This is a genomic window from Pseudomonas sp. GD04158 (assembly GCF_029834875.1).
GTDB classification, from domain to species: Bacteria; Pseudomonadota; Gammaproteobacteria; order Pseudomonadales; family Pseudomonadaceae; genus Aquipseudomonas; species Aquipseudomonas hydrolytica.
In genome coordinates, this window is the sequence record NZ_JAODYT010000006.1 from 94,490 (window position 1) to 109,969 (window position 15,480).

At 66.6% G+C, this 15,480-nt stretch carries 11 protein-coding genes; 7 read left to right on the forward strand and 4 right to left on the reverse strand.

Going from position 1 to position 15,480, the window contains the following annotated elements:
- Nucleotides 1-5 precede the first annotated feature (5 nt).
- The 6 genes from nuoI to nuoN all read left to right on the forward strand — a co-directional run bounded on the left by nuoI (nucleotide 6) and on the right by nuoN (nucleotide 6,314).
- The gene (nuoI, locus tag N7333_RS04370; RefSeq protein ID WP_003240692.1) at nucleotides 6-554 is read left to right on the forward strand and encodes an NADH-quinone oxidoreductase subunit NuoI; all 549 of its coding nucleotides are present in this window, start codon (nucleotides 6-8) and stop codon (nucleotides 552-554) included.
- A 67-nt stretch (nucleotides 555-621) separates the two neighbouring features.
- On the forward strand, nucleotides 622-1,131 hold the full coding sequence (nuoJ, locus tag N7333_RS04375) for an NADH-quinone oxidoreductase subunit J (RefSeq protein WP_129483600.1): 510 nt from the start codon (nucleotides 622-624) through the stop codon (nucleotides 1,129-1,131).
- Nucleotides 1,128-1,436 (forward strand): NADH-quinone oxidoreductase subunit NuoK, encoded by a 309-nt coding sequence (gene nuoK, locus N7333_RS04380; protein ID WP_003240696.1) that lies wholly within the window; start codon nucleotides 1,128-1,130, stop codon nucleotides 1,434-1,436. Before nuoJ ends, nuoK begins: the two co-directional genes overlap by 4 nt.
- Entirely contained in the window at nucleotides 1,433-3,283 is a 1,851-nt protein-coding gene (gene nuoL / locus N7333_RS04385; protein WP_129483601.1) for an NADH-quinone oxidoreductase subunit L, read from the forward strand. The genes nuoK and nuoL overlap by 4 nt, the downstream gene beginning before the upstream one ends.
- 13 nt (nucleotides 3,284-3,296) lie before the next feature.
- On the forward strand, nucleotides 3,297-4,826 hold the full coding sequence (gene nuoM / locus N7333_RS04390) for an NADH-quinone oxidoreductase subunit M (RefSeq protein ID WP_129483602.1): 1,530 nt from the start codon (nucleotides 3,297-3,299) through the stop codon (nucleotides 4,824-4,826).
- 18 nt (nucleotides 4,827-4,844) lie between these two features.
- Complete coding sequence (nuoN, locus tag N7333_RS04395; protein ID WP_003240701.1) at nucleotides 4,845-6,314, forward strand: NADH-quinone oxidoreductase subunit NuoN; 1,470 nt, start codon at nucleotides 4,845-4,847, stop codon at nucleotides 6,312-6,314.
- A gap of 111 nt (nucleotides 6,315-6,425) precedes the next feature.
- Here the strand turns inward: nuoN and tam are convergent, their stop codons facing one another.
- Nucleotides 6,426-7,187 carry a trans-aconitate 2-methyltransferase gene (gene tam / locus N7333_RS04400; protein ID WP_129483603.1) on the reverse strand — a complete coding sequence of 254 codons (762 nt, stop codon included), beginning with the start codon at nucleotides 7,185-7,187 and terminating at the stop codon, nucleotides 6,426-6,428.
- Nucleotides 7,188-7,490: 303 nt separating this feature from the next.
- On the opposite strand from tam, the gene N7333_RS04405 reads away from it, so the two are divergent.
- Nucleotides 7,491-8,498, forward strand: a complete 1,008-nt coding sequence (locus N7333_RS04405; protein WP_003240705.1) for a TRAP transporter substrate-binding protein — start codon at nucleotides 7,491-7,493, stop codon at nucleotides 8,496-8,498.
- Nucleotides 8,499-8,517: 19 nt separating this feature from the next.
- Here the strand turns inward: N7333_RS04405 and N7333_RS04410 are convergent, their stop codons facing one another.
- The 3 genes from N7333_RS04410 to N7333_RS04420 all read right to left on the reverse strand — a co-directional run bounded on the left by N7333_RS04410 (nucleotide 8,518) and on the right by N7333_RS04420 (nucleotide 15,346).
- A complete protein-coding gene (locus tag N7333_RS04410; protein WP_129483604.1) occupies nucleotides 8,518-10,569 on the reverse strand; it encodes an EAL domain-containing protein in 2,052 nt (683 codons plus the stop codon).
- 146 nt (nucleotides 10,570-10,715) lie between these two features.
- Nucleotides 10,716-12,149: an efflux transporter outer membrane subunit gene (locus tag N7333_RS04415; protein WP_195881626.1), complete on the reverse strand. Its 1,434-nt coding sequence runs from the start codon at nucleotides 12,147-12,149 to the stop codon at nucleotides 10,716-10,718.
- A gap of 92 nt (nucleotides 12,150-12,241) precedes the next feature.
- Nucleotides 12,242-15,346 (reverse strand): multidrug efflux RND transporter permease subunit, encoded by a 3,105-nt coding sequence (locus N7333_RS04420; protein ID WP_129483606.1) that lies wholly within the window; start codon nucleotides 15,344-15,346, stop codon nucleotides 12,242-12,244.
- Nucleotides 15,347-15,480: the final 134 nt, after the last annotated feature.

The following is a 15,480-nucleotide window of genomic DNA, read 5'->3' on the forward strand; positions in this document are numbered from 1 at the left end:
ACAGAATGTTCAAGTACATATGGGATGTGCTGGTCGGTACCGGCACCCAACTGCGCAGCCTGGTCATGGTGTTCAGCCATGGCTTTCGCAAGCGCGACACCCTGCAATACCCGGAAGAGCCGGTCTACCTGCCGCCGCGCTACCGTGGCCGCATCGTCCTGACCCGCGACCCCGATGGCGAGGAGCGCTGCGTGGCATGCAACCTGTGCGCCGTGGCCTGCCCGGTGGGCTGCATCTCGCTGCAGAAGGCCGAGACCGACGACGGTCGCTGGTACCCGGAGTTCTTCCGCATCAACTTCTCGCGCTGCATCTTCTGCGGCCTGTGCGAGGAAGCCTGCCCGACCACCGCGATCCAGCTCACCCCGGACTTCGAGATGGGCGAGTACAAGCGCCAGGATCTGGTGTACGAGAAGGAAGACCTGCTGATCAGCGGCCCCGGCAAGAACCCGGACTACAACTTCTACCGCGTTGCCGGCATGGCCATCGCCGGCAAGCCCAAGGGCGCCGCGCAGAACGAGGCCGAGCCGATCAACGTCAAGAGCCTGCTGCCATGACTCGTTCTTACCCTCTCCCCCAGCTCCTTTCCCGTACACGGGAAAGGGGCGCCATGAGGAGCTTCTGATGGAATTCGCGTTTTACTTCGCCGCCGGCGTGGCGGTGGCAGCCACGGTGGGGGTGGTCACCAACACCAACCCGGTGCATGCCCTGCTGTACCTGATCGTCTCGCTGCTGGCAGTGTCGATGGTGTTCTTCGCCCTTGGTGCGCCCTTCGCCGGCGCACTGGAAATCATCGTCTACGCGGGCGCCATCATGGTGCTGTTCGTCTTCGTGGTGATGATGCTCAACCTCGGCCCGGCCGCCGTGGATCAGGAGCGCAAGTGGCTTGCCCCCGGCATCTGGATCAGCCCGGCGCTGCTCAGCGCCCTGCTGCTGGGGCAGCTGCTCTACGTGCTGCTGGCACAACCCGGCGATGCGACCATCGGCCATGCCAGCGTCGAAGCCAAGGCGGTCGGCATCAGCCTGTTCGGCCCCTACCTGCTGGCGGTGGAGCTGGCCGCCATGCTGCTGCTCGCCGCGCTGGTCGCCGCCTTCCATCTCGGCCGTCACGATGCCAAGGAGCCCAACGCATGACCGGCATTCCCATGGAGCACGGCCTGGCACTGGCCGCGGCGCTGTTCTGCATCGGCCTGGTCGGCCTGATGGTGCGGCGCAACATCCTGTTCATTCTGATGAGCCTGGAAGTGATGATGAACGCCGCCGCGCTGGCCTTCGTCGTCGCCGGCGCCCGCTGGGGCCAGCCTGACGGCCAGGTGATGTTCATCATGGTGATCACCCTGGCCGCCGCCGAGGCCAGCATCGGCCTGGCGATCCTGCTGCAGCTGTATCGCCGCTTCAACACCCTGGATATCGACGCTGCCAGCGAGATGCGCGGATGAACCTTCTAGCCCTGACCCTGTTCTTCCCGCTGCTTGGCTGGCTGCTGCTGGCCTTCTCGCGCGGACGCCTGACGGAAAACACCAGCGCGCTGATCGGCGTCGGCTCCATCGGCCTGGCGGCGGCCAGCGCTGCCTGGGTGACTGCCGACTTCCTCGGCAACCCGCCGGCCGGCGGCGCCTACAGCCTGACCCTGTGGCAGTGGATGAGCGTCGAAAGCCTGGCGCCGAGCTTCACCCTGTATCTCGACGGTCTGTCGCTGACCATGCTGGGCGTGGTCACCGGCGTGGGTTTTCTGATCCACCTGTTCGCCAGCTGGTACATGCGCGGCGAGGAAGGCTATTCGCGCTTCTTCGCCTACACCAACCTGTTCATATTCAGCATGTTGCTGCTGGTACTCGGCGACAACCTGCTGGTGCTGTTCTTCGGCTGGGAAGGCGTGGGCCTGTGCTCGTACCTCCTGATCGGCTTTTACTACAAGCACGTACCCAACGGTAACGCGGCGCTCAAGGCCTTCATCGTCACCCGCGTGGGCGACGTGTTCCTGATGATCGGCCTGTTCCTGCTGTTCCTCAACCTCGGCACCCTGAACATCCAGGAGCTGATGACGCTGGCGCCGCAGCAGTACGCGGCCGGCGACGCCTGGCTGTGGCTGGCCACCCTGATGCTGCTGGGCGGCGCAGTGGGCAAGTCCGCCCAGTTGCCGCTGCAGACCTGGCTGGCCGACGCCATGGCCGGCCCGACCCCGGTCTCGGCGCTGATCCACGCGGCGACCATGGTCACTGCCGGCGTGTACCTGATCGCCCGTACCCACGGCCTGTTCCTGCTGACCCCCGAGATTCTCGAGCTGGTCGGCATCGTCGGCGGCGTGACCCTGGTGCTGGCCGGCTTCGCCGCCCTGGTGCAGACCGACATCAAGCGCATCCTCGCCTACTCGACCATGAGCCAGATCGGCTACATGTTCCTGGCCCTGGGCGTCGGCGCCTGGGATGCGGCGATCTTCCATCTGATGACCCACGCCTTCTTCAAGGCCCTGCTGTTCCTCGCCTCCGGTGCAGTGATCCACGCCTGCCACCACGAGCAGAACATCTTCAGGATGGGCGGGCTGTGGAAGAAGCTGCCGCTGGCCTACGCCAGCTTCGTCGTCGGCGGTGCGGCCCTGGCTGCCCTGCCGCTGCTCACCGCCGGTTTCTACTCCAAGGACGAGATTCTCTGGGAAGCCTTCGCCAGTGGCCACCGCGACCTGCTCTACGCGGGGCTGGCCGGTGCCTTCCTGACCTCGATCTACACCTTCCGCCTGATCTTCATCGCCTTCCATGGCGAGCAGAAGACCGAAGCGCATGCCGGCCATGGCCTCGCCCACAACCTGCCGCTGCTGGTGCTGATCGTGCTGTCCACCTTCATCGGCGCCTGGATCACCCCGCCGCTGGCCGGCGTGCTGCCGCAGAGCGCAGGCCATGCCGGCGGCGAAGCCAAACACAGTCTGGAACTGCTCTCCGGCCTGATCGCGGTAAGCGGCATCGTCCTCGCCGCCCTGCTCTTCCTCGGCCAGCGCCGCGTTGCATCGGCCGTCGCGCAGAGTGCGCCGGGTCGCCTGCTGAGCGCGCTATGGTTCGCCGCCTGGGGTTTCGACTGGCTCTACGACAAGCTGTTCGTACGCCCCTACCTGCTGCTCTGCCGCCTGCTGCAGCGCGACCCCATCGACCGCGGCATCCGCGTGATTCCGCTGCTGGCCCGCGGCGGCAACGCCCTGCTGGCCAGCAGTCAGACCGGCCAGGTGCGCTGGTACGCCGCCTCGGTCGCTGGCGGTGCCGTCCTGGTCATCGCCGTCATCCTCTTTCTGAGTTAAGGAAAACAGCCTGATGATTCTCCCCTGGCTAATCCTGATCCCCTTCATCGGCGGTCTGCTGTGCTGGCAAGGCGAGCGTTTCGGCCACGTCCTGCCGCGCTGGCTCGCGCTGATCACCATGGGCCTGCTGCTCGGCCTCGGCCTGTGGCTGTGGGCCAGCGGCGACTTCACCCTGGCGCCGGCGCCGGACGGCGGCCCGCGCTGGGCCCACGAGTTCGTCATCGACTGGATTCCGCGCCTGGGCATCACCATCCATCTGGCCATGGACGGCCTGTCGGTGCTGATGGTGGTACTCACCGGCCTGCTCGGCGTGCTCTCGGTGCTGTGTTCGTGGAACGAGATCCAGCACCGCGTCGGCTTCTTCCACCTCAACCTGATGTGGATTCTTGGCGGCGTGGTCGGCGTGTTCCTCGCCGTCGACCTGTTCCTGTTCTTCTTCTTCTGGGAAATGATGCTGGTGCCGATGTACTTCCTCATCGCGCTCTGGGGTCATAGCGGCAGCGACGGGCGCACCCGCATCACCGCCGCCACCAAGTTCTTCATCTTCACCCAGGCCAGCGGCCTGATCATGCTGGTGGCGATCCTCGCCCTGGTGCTCGTGCACTTCAACCAGACCGGCGTGCTGACCTTCAACTACGCCGACCTGCTGCAGACCGAGCTGGCGCCGGGCACCGAATACCTGCTGATGCTCGGCTTCTTCATCGCCTTCGCGGTGAAGTTCCCGGTGGTGCCGGTGCACTCCTGGCTGCCGGACGCCCACGCCCAGGCGCCCACCGCCGGCTCGGTGGACCTGGCCGGCATCCTGCTGAAGACCGCCGCCTACGGCCTGCTGCGTTTCGCCCTGCCGCTGTTCCCCAACGCCTCGGCGGAGTTCGCGCCCATCGCCCAGTGGCTGGGCGTGTTCGCCATCCTCTATGGCGCCTTATTGTCCTTCGCGCAGACCGACATCAAGCGCCTGGTGGCCTACTCCAGCGTGTCGCACATGGGCTTCGTGCTGATCGCCATCTACTCCGGCAGCCAGATCGCCCTGCAGGGTGCGGTGGTGCAGATGGTCGCCCACGGCCTGTCCGCCGCCGCGCTGTTCATCCTCTGCGGCCAGCTCTACGAGCGCCTGCACACCCGTGACCTGCGCCAGATGGGCGGGATCTGGGCGCGCATGCCGTGGCTGCCGGCCATCAGTCTGTTCTTCGCCGCCGCCGCGCTGGGCCTGCCGGGCACCGGCAACTTCGTCGGCGAGTTCCTCATCCTGATCGGCAGCTTCCACGGCGCGCCCTGGGTCGTGGTGATCGCCGCCACCGGCCTGGTGCTGGGCTCGGTGTACGCCCTGGCGATGATCCACCGCGCCTATTTCGGCCCGGTGCAGCAGGATGCGCCGCTGCCCGGGCTCAAGCCGCGCGAGCTGAGCATGGTGCTCGGCCTCGCGGTCCTGCTGATCCTGCTTGGCGTCTACCCGCAGCCGGTGCTCGACACCTCAGCCGCCAGCATGCATGGCGTGCAGCAGTGGATGGCAGACGCTCTCAATCAACTCGCTTCGGCCCGCTAGCTTATGGAGCATCACGCTGTGGAATTCACCGCCCAACACCTGATCGCCCTGTTGCCGCTGCTGGTCACCTGCACGAGCGCGATCGTGGTGATGCTGGCCATCGCCGCCAGGCGCAACCATGCCCTGACCTTCGTGCTGACCGTGCTCGGTCTCAACCTCGCACTGCTGTCGCTGCTGCCGGCCATGGGCGTGGCGCCCCTGGAGGTTACCGCGCTGTTGCAGATCGACCGCTTCGCCGGCTACTACATGGCCCTGGTGCTCGCCGCCAGCCTGGCCTGCGTGACGCTGACCCACGCCTATCTGGGCGGTCAGTCCGGCAAGGGCTATCCGGGCAACCGCGAGGAGCTGTATCTGCTGATCCTGCTGTCGGCCGCCGGCGGCCTGGTGCTGGCCAGCGCGCAGCACCTGGTGGGTCTGTTCATTGGCCTGGAGCTGCTGTCGGTGCCGACCTACGGCATGATCGCCTACGCCTTCTTCAACAAGCGTTCGCTGGAGGCCGGCATCAAGTACATGGTGCTGTCGGCCGCGGGTTCGGCCTTCCTCCTGTTCGGCATGGCGCTGCTCTATGCCGAGGCCGGCGACATGGGTTTCCGCGCCATCGGCGCCAGCCTGGCGCAGGGCAGCAGCCTGCTGGTGGAACTGGGCATCGGCATGATGCTGATCGGCCTGGCCTTCAAGCTGTCGCTGGTGCCCTTCCACCTGTGGACGCCGGACGTCTACGAAGGCGCGCCGGCGCCGGTGGCAGCCTTCCTCGCCACGGCCAGCAAGGTGGCGGTATTCGCCGTGCTGCTGCGCCTGTATCAGATCTCTCCGGCCACCGCCGGCGGCTGGCTGAACGAGCTGCTGACGCTGATCGCCATCGCCTCGATCCTGTTCGGCAACCTGCTGGCGCTGCTGCAGAACAACCTCAAGCGCCTGCTGGGTTATTCCTCCATCGCCCACTTCGGTTACCTGCTGGTGGCGTTGATCGCCAGTCAGGGCCTGGCCGTGGAAGCCATCGGCGTGTACCTGGCCACCTACGTGCTGACCAGCCTCGGCGCGTTCGGCGTGATCACCCTGATGTCCACGCCCTACAGCGGTCGCGATGCCGATGCGCTGTACGAGTACCGCGGCCTGTTCTGGCGCCGTCCGTACCTGACCGCCGTGCTCACGGTGATGATGCTGTCGCTGGCCGGCATACCGCTGACGGCCGGCTTCATCGGCAAGTTCTACGTGATCGCCGCCGGGGTCGAGGCGCAGCTGTGGTGGCTGCTGGGTGCCATGGTGCTGGGCAGCGCCATCGGCGTGTTCTATTACCTGCGGGTGATGGTCACGCTGTTCATGCGCGAGCCCAATCTGCGCCGCCACGACGCCCCCTTCGACTGGGGCCAGCGTGCTGGCGGCATCATGCTGCTGGTGGTGGCTCTGCTCGCCTTCTTCCTCGGCGTGTATCCGCAACCACTGCTGGAGCTGGTGCATAACGCAGGGCTGGTCGCCCTGGCGCAGTGACCGACAAGCCCCGCGAAATGCGGGGCTTGTTTCATCGGCTGAGGCTTAGGTCGCGTAGCCCGGATGCAATCCGGGGAACTGGCGTCGATCCCTTCCCGGATGGCATCCGGGCTAGCGCCGAGCCACCAGGAACAGACGCGGAAACGGCAGCAGCACCCGGCCATCGGCCTGCGCCGGATAGGCCTCGGCAATCGCCGCCTGGTAACGCTCGAGGAAGGCTGCCTGCTCTGCGGCATCCAGCGGCTGCAGGAACGGCAGCAGCGCCGTCGACTTGAACCACTCCACCACCGCAGCGGCATTGTCCAGTACGTGGAAGTAGGTGGTGCGCCAGATATCCAGTTCGCTGGCATGGGCGCCGAGGATGTCGTAATAGGTCTGTGCGCTGTGCCGCTCGGCATGGCGCACGTCGCCGATGCGCGCCGCCCATGGCCCCACGGCGGCCACCTCGCGGGCCAGGCGATGGGCCGGCTCCTGCAGGTTGTCCGGGGTCTGGATCGCCAGCCAGCCACCCGGCGCCAGCTGTCTCAGCAGCGCCGGATAGAGCTGGGCATGGTCCGGCAGCCACTGCAGCGAGGCGTTGGCCAGGATCAGCTGCGGCGCTACCTCGGCCTGCCAGTGCTGGATATCCGCCAACTGGAAGCTGACCTGTGGCAGGCGCTCGCGGGCGGCGCGCAGCATGTCTTCGCTGTTGTCGATGCCGATCAGCCGCGCCCCCGGCGCATGCGCCTGCAGCACTGCGGTGGAGTTGCCGGGGCCGCAACCCAGGTCAATGGCCAGTTCGATGCCTTCGCGCGGCACCGCCGCCAGCAGGTCGTATACCGGGCGGGTACGCTGGCGTTCGAACAGGGAGTACTGCTGGGCAGACCAACTCATCGCATCGTTCCTCCAATTCAATGGCGAGCGGCAGGATAGCAGGCGCATCCGGCTTCTCGACCACACCGGCAAGTTTCCGCTTTCCGCCATCGCGCACATGGCGGAAACCCGCCACGCGCTGTGCGCCAGGTCACAGTGCTTTTCGCACGCCCAGCAGGCTGGCGAAATTTCGCCACACTGGCATAAGGCTTGCCATGCAAGCAGCCAGCTTCGCTGGAAAAAGCCTGTTACCCCAGCACCGAAGCGACCAACACTCAAGCAGCCGTCAAGGCTCCGCAACCGATAAGAAGAAAAGGAAGCAGTATGTTCAATACCCTACGCGCCCTGGCCGCCTGCGCCCTGGCGTTAGCCTCTCTCAGCGCCGCCACGGCGCTGGCCGACGAACCTATCCTGATCAAGTTCTCCCATGTGGTTGCCGACGGTACGCCGAAGGGTCAGGGTGCGTTGCTGTTCAAGCAACTGGTCGAGGAACGCCTGGCCGGCAAGGTCCGGGTGGAGGTCTACCCCAACTCCACGCTGTATGGCGATGCCAACGAACTGGAGGCCCTGCGCAACAACGACGTACAACTGCTGGCACCTTCGCTGGCCAAGTTCGAGCAGTACACCAAGCAGCTGCAGGTGTTCGACCTGCCCTTCCTGTTCGACGACCTGGAGGCCGTCAACCGCTTCCAGAAGCGCGCCAAGGGCCGTCAGCTGCTGCGCTCGATGGAAGACCACAACATCGTCGGCCTGGCCTACTGGCACAACGGCATGAAGCAACTCTCGGCCACCCGTGCGCTGAACATGCCCGGCGATGCCAATGGTCTGAGCTTCCGCATCCAGCCCTCGGCGGTGCTCGAGGCGCAATTCCGCCAACTGGGCGCAAATGCGCAGAAACTGCCCTTCGCGGAGGTCTTCAAGGCGCTGCAAAGCGGTCAGGTGCAGGGCGCGGAGAACCCCTGGTCGAACATCTACAGCCAGAAGCTGCATGAGGTACAGCCGTTCATCAGCGAAACCAACCACGGCGTGCTGGACTACATGCTGGTGAGCAACTCGCGCTTCTGGTACGGCATTCCGCATCAGATCCGCATGGAACTGGAAGGCATCATCGACGAAGTCACCTACGCGGTGAACAAGCAGGCCGAGGCCGCCAACCAGACCGACCGCCAGCGCATCGTCAGTTCCGGCCGCAGCCAGGTCATCACCCTCAGCCCCGAAGAGCGCGAAGCCTGGCGCGAAGCCATGCGCCCGGTGTGGCAGCAGTTCGAGACGGTGATCGGCAGCGATGTGATCAAGGCGGCGCAGACGGTGAACCGCAAGCAGCGCAACTGATGGCGAAAAACCGCCACCCTCATGCCGCCGACAGATGCTCCGGCGGCAGAGGCTGGCCAAGCAGGTAGCCCTGCAGGGAATCGCAGCCCAGCTCGGTGAGAAACGCCTGCTGCTGACGGGTCTCCACCCCTTCGGCGACGATGCGCAGGTCCAGTGCCTGCCCCAGTGCGACGATGGCCGAAACGATGGCGGCGTCGTCGCCATCGTGCTCCAGGTCGCGCACGAAACCGCGGTCGATCTTCAGCTCGTTGGCCGGTAGCCGCTTGAGGTAGAGCAGGCTGGAGTAACCGGTGCCGAAATCGTCGATGGCGATGTCCACGCCCATACCGGCCAGCTGTTCGAGAATCGCCAGACTGGCGTTCACATCGTGCATCGCCGTGCTTTCGGTAATCTCCAGGGTCAGGCAGTTGGCCGGCAGCCCATGCCGGTCCAGGGTCCGCCGCACGCTTTCGACCAGCTCACCATGACAGAACTGCAGCGCCGACAGGTTCACCGCTACGCGCCAGTCGCGGCGCCCCTGCTCGTACCACAGGCGCATCTGCCGGCAGGCCTCGTTCAGCACCCAGTCGCCGATGGCGATGATCAGCCCGGTCTTTTCTGCCAGGCCGATGAAACGATCCGGCGTCAGCAAGCCCTGCTGCGGATGCTGCCAACGCAGCAGCGCCTCGGCGCCGATCATGCGCTCGCTGCCGGTGGCGAACTTGGGCTGGTAGTACAGCAGGAACTCGCCGCGCTCCAGCGCCGCCCGCAGATCGTGCAGCAGCTGCAGTTGCTGGCGCGCATTGGTGTTCATCGAGCGTTCGAAGAAGCTATAGCCGTTCTTGCCCAGCCCCTTGGCGTGGTACATCGCGGCGTCGGCATTGATCAGCAGTTCCTGTTGATTGCTGCCGTCCCCCGGGTACACCGCGATGCCGACGCTGGTGGAGACGCGCAGCTCGTGCTCGTCCACCCGGAACGGCTGGCTCAGCAGGCTGACCACCTGCCCCGCCACGCTGGCGGCATCGTCGGCCTGGCGCAGTTCGGCGAGCAGCACGAACTCGTCGCCGCCGATGCGTGCCAGGCTGTCCTGTGCTCGCAGATTGGCGCGCAGGCGCTGGGCCACGGCCACCAGCAACTGGTCGCCGATGTGGTGGCCGAAGGCGTCGTTGACCGGTTTGAAGCCGTCCAGGTCCATGAACAGCAGGGCGAAATGGCCGCCGTTGCGCTGCACCTTGAGAATACTCTGGCCGATGCGGTCTTCCAGCAGCAGGCGGTTGGGCAGCTTGGTCAGGCCGTCGTGCAGGGCCAGCTCGGTGAGCTCCGCGTTAGCCCTGGCCAGCGACTGGCTGAGCAGCGCCGTACGTGCCTCCAGGCGGGCATCGAGAATCGAGGTGAGCAAGGCGATGGCCAGCACCGCCAGGGTCACCACCACCACCAGGCTGGCCAGCCAGCCGCTGCCCAGCCCGCTGCCGGCTGCAGCGCAGTAGCTGCCCTCGGCGAAGTTCGCCGCCGCCATACCGGTGAAGTGCATGCCGACGATGGCCACGCCCATGATCACCGCCGCCCCCGCCCGCGCCACGCGCACGTAGGGGGTGTCGCGACGCAGGCGGAAGGCGATCCATAGCGCCGCGCCCGAGGCGACCACGGCGATCAGCAGCGACAGGCCGAACAACAGCGGGTCGTAGTCGATCCCCGGCTGCATGCGCAGCGCCGCCATGCCGATGTAGTGCATGGCCGCGATGCCCGTGCCCATGGCCAGCGCGCCGAGGCCCAGCTGCCAGGCCGGCAGCTCGGGCTGGCTGACCAGCCACAGGGCAAAGCCCGAGGCGAGTATGGCGATGCCCAGCGACAACAGGGTGATGGTCAGGTCGTAACCCAGCGGGATGGGCAGACTGAAGGCGAGCATGCCGACGAAATGCATGGACCAGATGCCAATGCCCATGGCCAGCGCGCCGCCGACTATCCAGAGCGAGCGGGCAACACCTCGGGCACTGGCGATGCGGCCAGCCAGATCGAGCGCGGTGTAGGAGGCGAGAATCGCCACGCACAGCGACAACAGCACCAGGGAATAGTCGTAACTACCGATCAGCATTCGAACACTCTACAGGTTTGCGCCGACCGCGGAGCGCGGTGTGCTCCGTATCCCTGATGGCCAGTTGCAAGCATCATCGACAAGAGCGCGAATCTTAGCGCAAAGCCCGACCAGGGATGAACCCGATACCCCAGTTGACTACTGGGTCATTGTGCTTTGCTCGTCCGCTCGTCGGTTTCGCGCAACTGCTCGCTCTGCCAGCCACCGCCGAGAGCGGCAATCAGTTGCACGCTCGCGGTCAGCCGGCTGCCCAGCAACGTGAGGTTGCTACGTTCGTTGTTCAGCGCGGTGGCCTGCACATTGACCACGCTGTTGTAGTCCAGGGTGCCGGCGCGGTACTGGTTCTCGATCAGGCGCAGCGATTCGCGCGCGGCGTCCAGTGCCTGCTGCTGGATGCCGCTCTCCTGCTCCAGCACGCGCAGTTGCACCAGATAGTCTTCCACCTCGCGAAACCCGTCCAGCACCGCCTGGCGGTACTGCGCCACGGTCTGGTCGTAGGCGGCCTCGCTGCGTTCCAGCTCGGCGCGGCGGGCGCCGCCGTCGAACAGGGTCAGCGCCAGTTGCGGGCCGAGCGACCAGAAGCGGTTGGGCACTTCGATCCAGTCGGCGAAGCTGCTGCCGCGGTAGCCGCCGCTGGCCGAAATGGTCAGGTCGGGAAACCAGGCCGCCTCGGCCACGCCGATCTGTGCGTTGGCCGCCATCACCCGTCGTTCGGCCGCGGCGATGTCGGGACGCCGCTCGAGCAGCTGCGAAGGCAATGCCAGCGGAATCGGCGGCAGCTGCGGCACGCTTTCGCGCTCGGCGATGGACAGTTCGGCCGGGCTGACGCCCACCAGCACGGCGATGGCATGTTCCAGCTGGGCGCGCTGCCACTCGAGATCGACCGCCTGCGCCTGGGTGCTGCGCAGCTGGGTGGTGGCCTGGGTCACGTCGGATTTGGGCACGATGCCGGCCCTGTACTGGTTTTCGGTCAGGCGCAACGAGCGCGCATAGGCGGCGACCGTGGCATCGAGCAGGCGCTTCTGCTCATCCAGCACGCGCAACTGCAGGTAGTTCTGCACCAGCTCGCTCTGCAGGCTCAGGCGCGCCGCGGCCAGGTCGGCGGCACTGGCCTCGAACTCGGCACGGCTGGCCTCCAGGCCGCGGCGCAGCTTGCCCCAGACATCCAGCTCCCAGGCGGCGTTGAGGCTGAGGTCATAACTCTTGGAAATGCTCGACGCACCGGAGCCGCTGACGGTGACGCCATCGGCGGTACGGATGGTGCTGTCACCGCCCCCCTGCCCGGCCCGAGTCACCCCGGCGCTGCCGGACAGGGTCGGATAGAAGCGCGCCCGCGCGCCACGCACCAGCGCACGGGCCTGGCGGTACTGCGCCTCGGCCGCGGCCAGGTTCTGGTTGGACAGGTGCAGGCGCTCGACCAGGGCGTTGAGTTCGGCGTCGCCGTACAGCTCCCACCAGGCGCCGCGCTCCAGGGCGTCGCCTGGGGTAGCGGCCTTCCAGCCCGCGACCTGTTTGAACTGCATCGGCGCTGCCAGCTCGGGGCGCTGATAGTCGGGGCCGAGCATGCAGCCGCCGAGCATCCCCAGCAGCACGAACAGACCGTAGCAGCGGGCTCTGCTGGCGAACGGAGCGGAATTGAAGGCTTCGCGAGCAGCGCTCGCTTCTGGGATGTTCATAGCGGGGTTTCCAACGAAGCATCGGTGCGCACGCCGCGCCAGCGGTTGACGCGGTGGCGCAGGCGGTCGAAGTAGAGGTAGATCACCGGCGTGGTGTAGAGCGTCAGCAACTGGCTGAGTACCAGGCCACCGACAATGGTGATGCCCAGCGGCTGGCGCATTTCCGAGCCTTCGGCACTGCCCAGCACCAGCGGCAGCGCGCCGAGAATGGCCGCCAGGGTGGTCATCAGGATCGGCCGAAAGCGCAGCAGGCAGGCGCGGCGGATGGATTCCTGCGGGCTGAGATGCTCGCCGCGTTCCAGTTGCAGCGCCAGGTCGACCATGAGGATGGCGTTCTTCTTGACGATGCCGATCAGCAGGAACAGGCCCAGGAGCGAAATCAGGCTGAACTCCATGCCCACCAGCTGCAGCGCGAGCAAGGCGCCGACGCCGGCCGAGGGCAGCGTGGAGAGGATGGTCAGCGGATGCACGTAGCTCTCGTAGAGCACGCCGAGCACGATGTACACCACCACCAGCGCCAGCAGGATCATCAGCGGCTGGTTGCCCTGGGTCTGCTGGAAGGCCGCGCCGGTGCCGCCCAGGGTGCCCTGCACCTCGGTGGGCAGACCGAGGCGCGCCACCGCGTCTTCTATCGCCCTGCTGGCCTGATCCAGGCTTACGCCCTCGGCCAGGGCGAAGCCGATGTTCTCGGCGGCGAACTGACCCTGGTGGTTGACCCTGTCCTCCTCCAGGCCGCGTTCCCAGCGGGCGAAGGTGGACAGCGGCACGCGCGCCCCATCGGTGGTGATCAGCTGGATCTGGTCCAGCGCCTCGGGGTGCTGGGCATAGCGCGGGTTGATTTCCATCACCACGCTGTACTGGTTCAGGGCCTGGTAGATGGTCGACACCTGACGCTGACTGAAGGCGTTGTTGAGCACCGCGGTGATCATGCTCATCTCCACGCCCAGGCGCTGCGCGGCCTCGCGGTCCACCACCAGGCGGATCTGCTGCGCACCGCTGTTCTCGCGGGCGTCGATATCGGTCAGTTCGGGCAAGGCGCGCAGGGCTTCGCGCACCTTCGGCAGCCACTGGCGCAGGGCGTCGAGGTCGTCGGAGAGCAGCATGTACTCGTTCTCCGAGCTGCGGCCCTCGCGGCCGCCGATCTGCAGATCCTGATCCGGCATGAGGAACATGCGCCCGCCCGGCACCTTCGGCACGCTGGCGCGCAGACGATTGATCACCTGCTGCGAGGAAACGTTGCGCTCGCTGATCGGCTTAAGACGCACGATCATAAAGGCGTTGTTGATACCGCCGGCGCCACCGATGAATCCCGCCACGCTGTCCACTGCCGGATCGGCCAGCACCGCCTTGCGGAAGATCTCCATCTTCGGCTGCATGACCTGGAACGACAGGCCGTTGTCGCCGCGAATGAAGCCGATCAGTTGGCCGGTATCCTGCTGCGGCATGAAGGTCTTGGGAATGCTGACGAACAGGTAGACGTTCAGCGCAATGGTCGCCAGCAGGCTCAGCAGCATCAGCAGCGAGTGACGCAACGCCCAGTCCAGGCTGCGCCCGTAGAAGGCCAGCACGCGGTTCTGCAGGCGCTCGCCCCACTGCTGCAGGCGGCCCTGCGGCTGCTCGGTCTCGGCCTTGAGCCAGCGTGCGCAGAGCATCGGCGTCAAGGTCAGTGACACCACCAGGGAGATCACCACGGCCACCGCCAGGGTGATGGAGAACTCGCGAAACAACCGCTCGACGATGCCGCCCATGAACAGGATGGAGATGAACACCGCGACCAGCGACAGGTTCATCGACAGCAGGGTGAAGCCCACTTCGCGCGAGCCCTTGAAGGCGGCCGCCATGGGCTTCTCGCCGTTGTGGATGTGGCGGGCGATGTTTTCCAGCACCACGATGGCATCGTCCACCACCAGGCCGGTGGCGATGATCAGCGCCATCAGCGACAGGTTGTTCAGCGAGAATCCCAGCAGGTACATGGCGGCGAAGCTGCCGATCAACGACACCGGCACCGCCAGCGCCGGAATCAGCGCCGCGCGCCAGCGCCCGAGGAAGGCCAGCACCACCAGGATCACCAGGCCCACGGCGATCAGCAGGGTGCGCTCGGCTTCGTGCAGGGTGGCGCGGATCACCGGCGAACGGTCCATGGCCACTTCCAGGTCGACGCTGGCCGGGATCACTTCGCGCAGCGCCGGCAGCTCGGCACGTATGTCGGCGATGGTCTGCAGAATGTTCGCCCCGCTCTGCCGGTTGATCACCAGCAGCACGGCCTCGCGGTCGTTGAAGAAGCCGCTGTTGTAGCGGTCCTCGACGCCGTCGGTGACGGTGGCCACGTCGCCCAGGCGCACCGCGGCGCCGTCCTGGTAGCGGATGATCATCGGCAGGTAGTCGGCGGCCTTGGCCAGTTGGTCGCTGGCCTGCACCTGCCAGCGGCGCTGCTCGTCCTCCACCGCGCCCTTGGGCCGCAGGGCGTTGCTCGCCGCGATGGTCTGGCGCACTTCGTCCAGGGCGATGCCGTACTGGTCGAGCAGGCGCGGCTCCAGCGACACGCGCACCGCCGGCAGGGAGCTGCCGCCGACCTGCACCTCGCCGACACCGCCGACCTGCGCCAGCTTCTGCGCCAGGATGGTCGAGGCCACGTCGTACAGCTGGCCCTTGCTCAGGGTGTCGCTGGTCAGCGAGATGACCATGATCGGCGCCTGCGACGGATTGATCTTGCGGTAGCTGGGCATGGTGCGCATGCCGCTGGGCAGCAGCTCGCGGGCGGCGTTGATCGCCGCCTGCACCTCGCGCGCGGCGGTGTTAATGTCCTTGTCCAGGTCGAACTGGATCATGATCCGCGTGCTGCCCTGGCTGCTGCGGCTGTTCATCTGGCTGATGCCGGCGATGGTGCCGAGCGAACGCTCCAGCGGCGTGGCCACGGTGGCCGCCATGATCTGCGGGCTGGCCCCCGGCAGGCTGGCCTGCACGGTGATGGTGGGAAAATCCATCTGCGGCAACGGCGCCACCGGCAACAGGCCGAAGCTGACGCCGCCGAGCAGCATGATCGCCAGGCTCAGCAGCAGGGTCGCCACCGGACGGCGGATAAAGGGGGCGGAGAGGTTCACCGTCCTTCTCCCTCCGGGAGAAGGTGGCGCGCAGCGCCGGATGAGGGTCGCGACGGCGCCCCGATTGAAGTTCGGGCAACCTTCATACCCTCACCCCCAGCCCCTCTCCCGAAGGGAGAGGGGAGCGAAAGCGC

What these genes read in the sequence shown, in the direction of transcription:
- N7333_RS04405 (WP_003240705.1), top strand. Translation starts at nt 7,491, where the DNA reads ATGTTCAATACCCTACGCGCCCTGGCCGCCTGCGCCCTGGCGTTAGCC.
- nuoK (WP_003240696.1), top strand. Translation starts at nt 1,128, where the DNA reads ATGACCGGCATTCCCATGGAGCACGGCCTGGCACTGGCCGCGGCGCTG.
- nuoJ (WP_129483600.1), top strand. Translation starts at nt 622, where the DNA reads ATGGAATTCGCGTTTTACTTCGCCGCCGGCGTGGCGGTGGCAGCCACG.
- N7333_RS04410 (WP_129483604.1), bottom strand. Translation starts at nt 10,569, where the DNA reads ATGCTGATCGGTAGTTACGACTATTCCCTGGTGCTGTTGTCGCTGTGC.
- nuoL (WP_129483601.1), top strand. Translation starts at nt 1,433, where the DNA reads ATGAACCTTCTAGCCCTGACCCTGTTCTTCCCGCTGCTTGGCTGGCTG.
- tam (WP_129483603.1), bottom strand. Translation starts at nt 7,187, where the DNA reads ATGAGTTGGTCTGCCCAGCAGTACTCCCTGTTCGAACGCCAGCGTACC.
- nuoM (WP_129483602.1), top strand. Translation starts at nt 3,297, where the DNA reads ATGATTCTCCCCTGGCTAATCCTGATCCCCTTCATCGGCGGTCTGCTG.
- nuoI (WP_003240692.1), top strand. Translation starts at nt 6, where the DNA reads ATGTTCAAGTACATATGGGATGTGCTGGTCGGTACCGGCACCCAACTG.
- N7333_RS04415 (WP_195881626.1), bottom strand. Translation starts at nt 12,149, where the DNA reads ATGCTCGGCGGCTGCATGCTCGGCCCCGACTATCAGCGCCCCGAGCTG.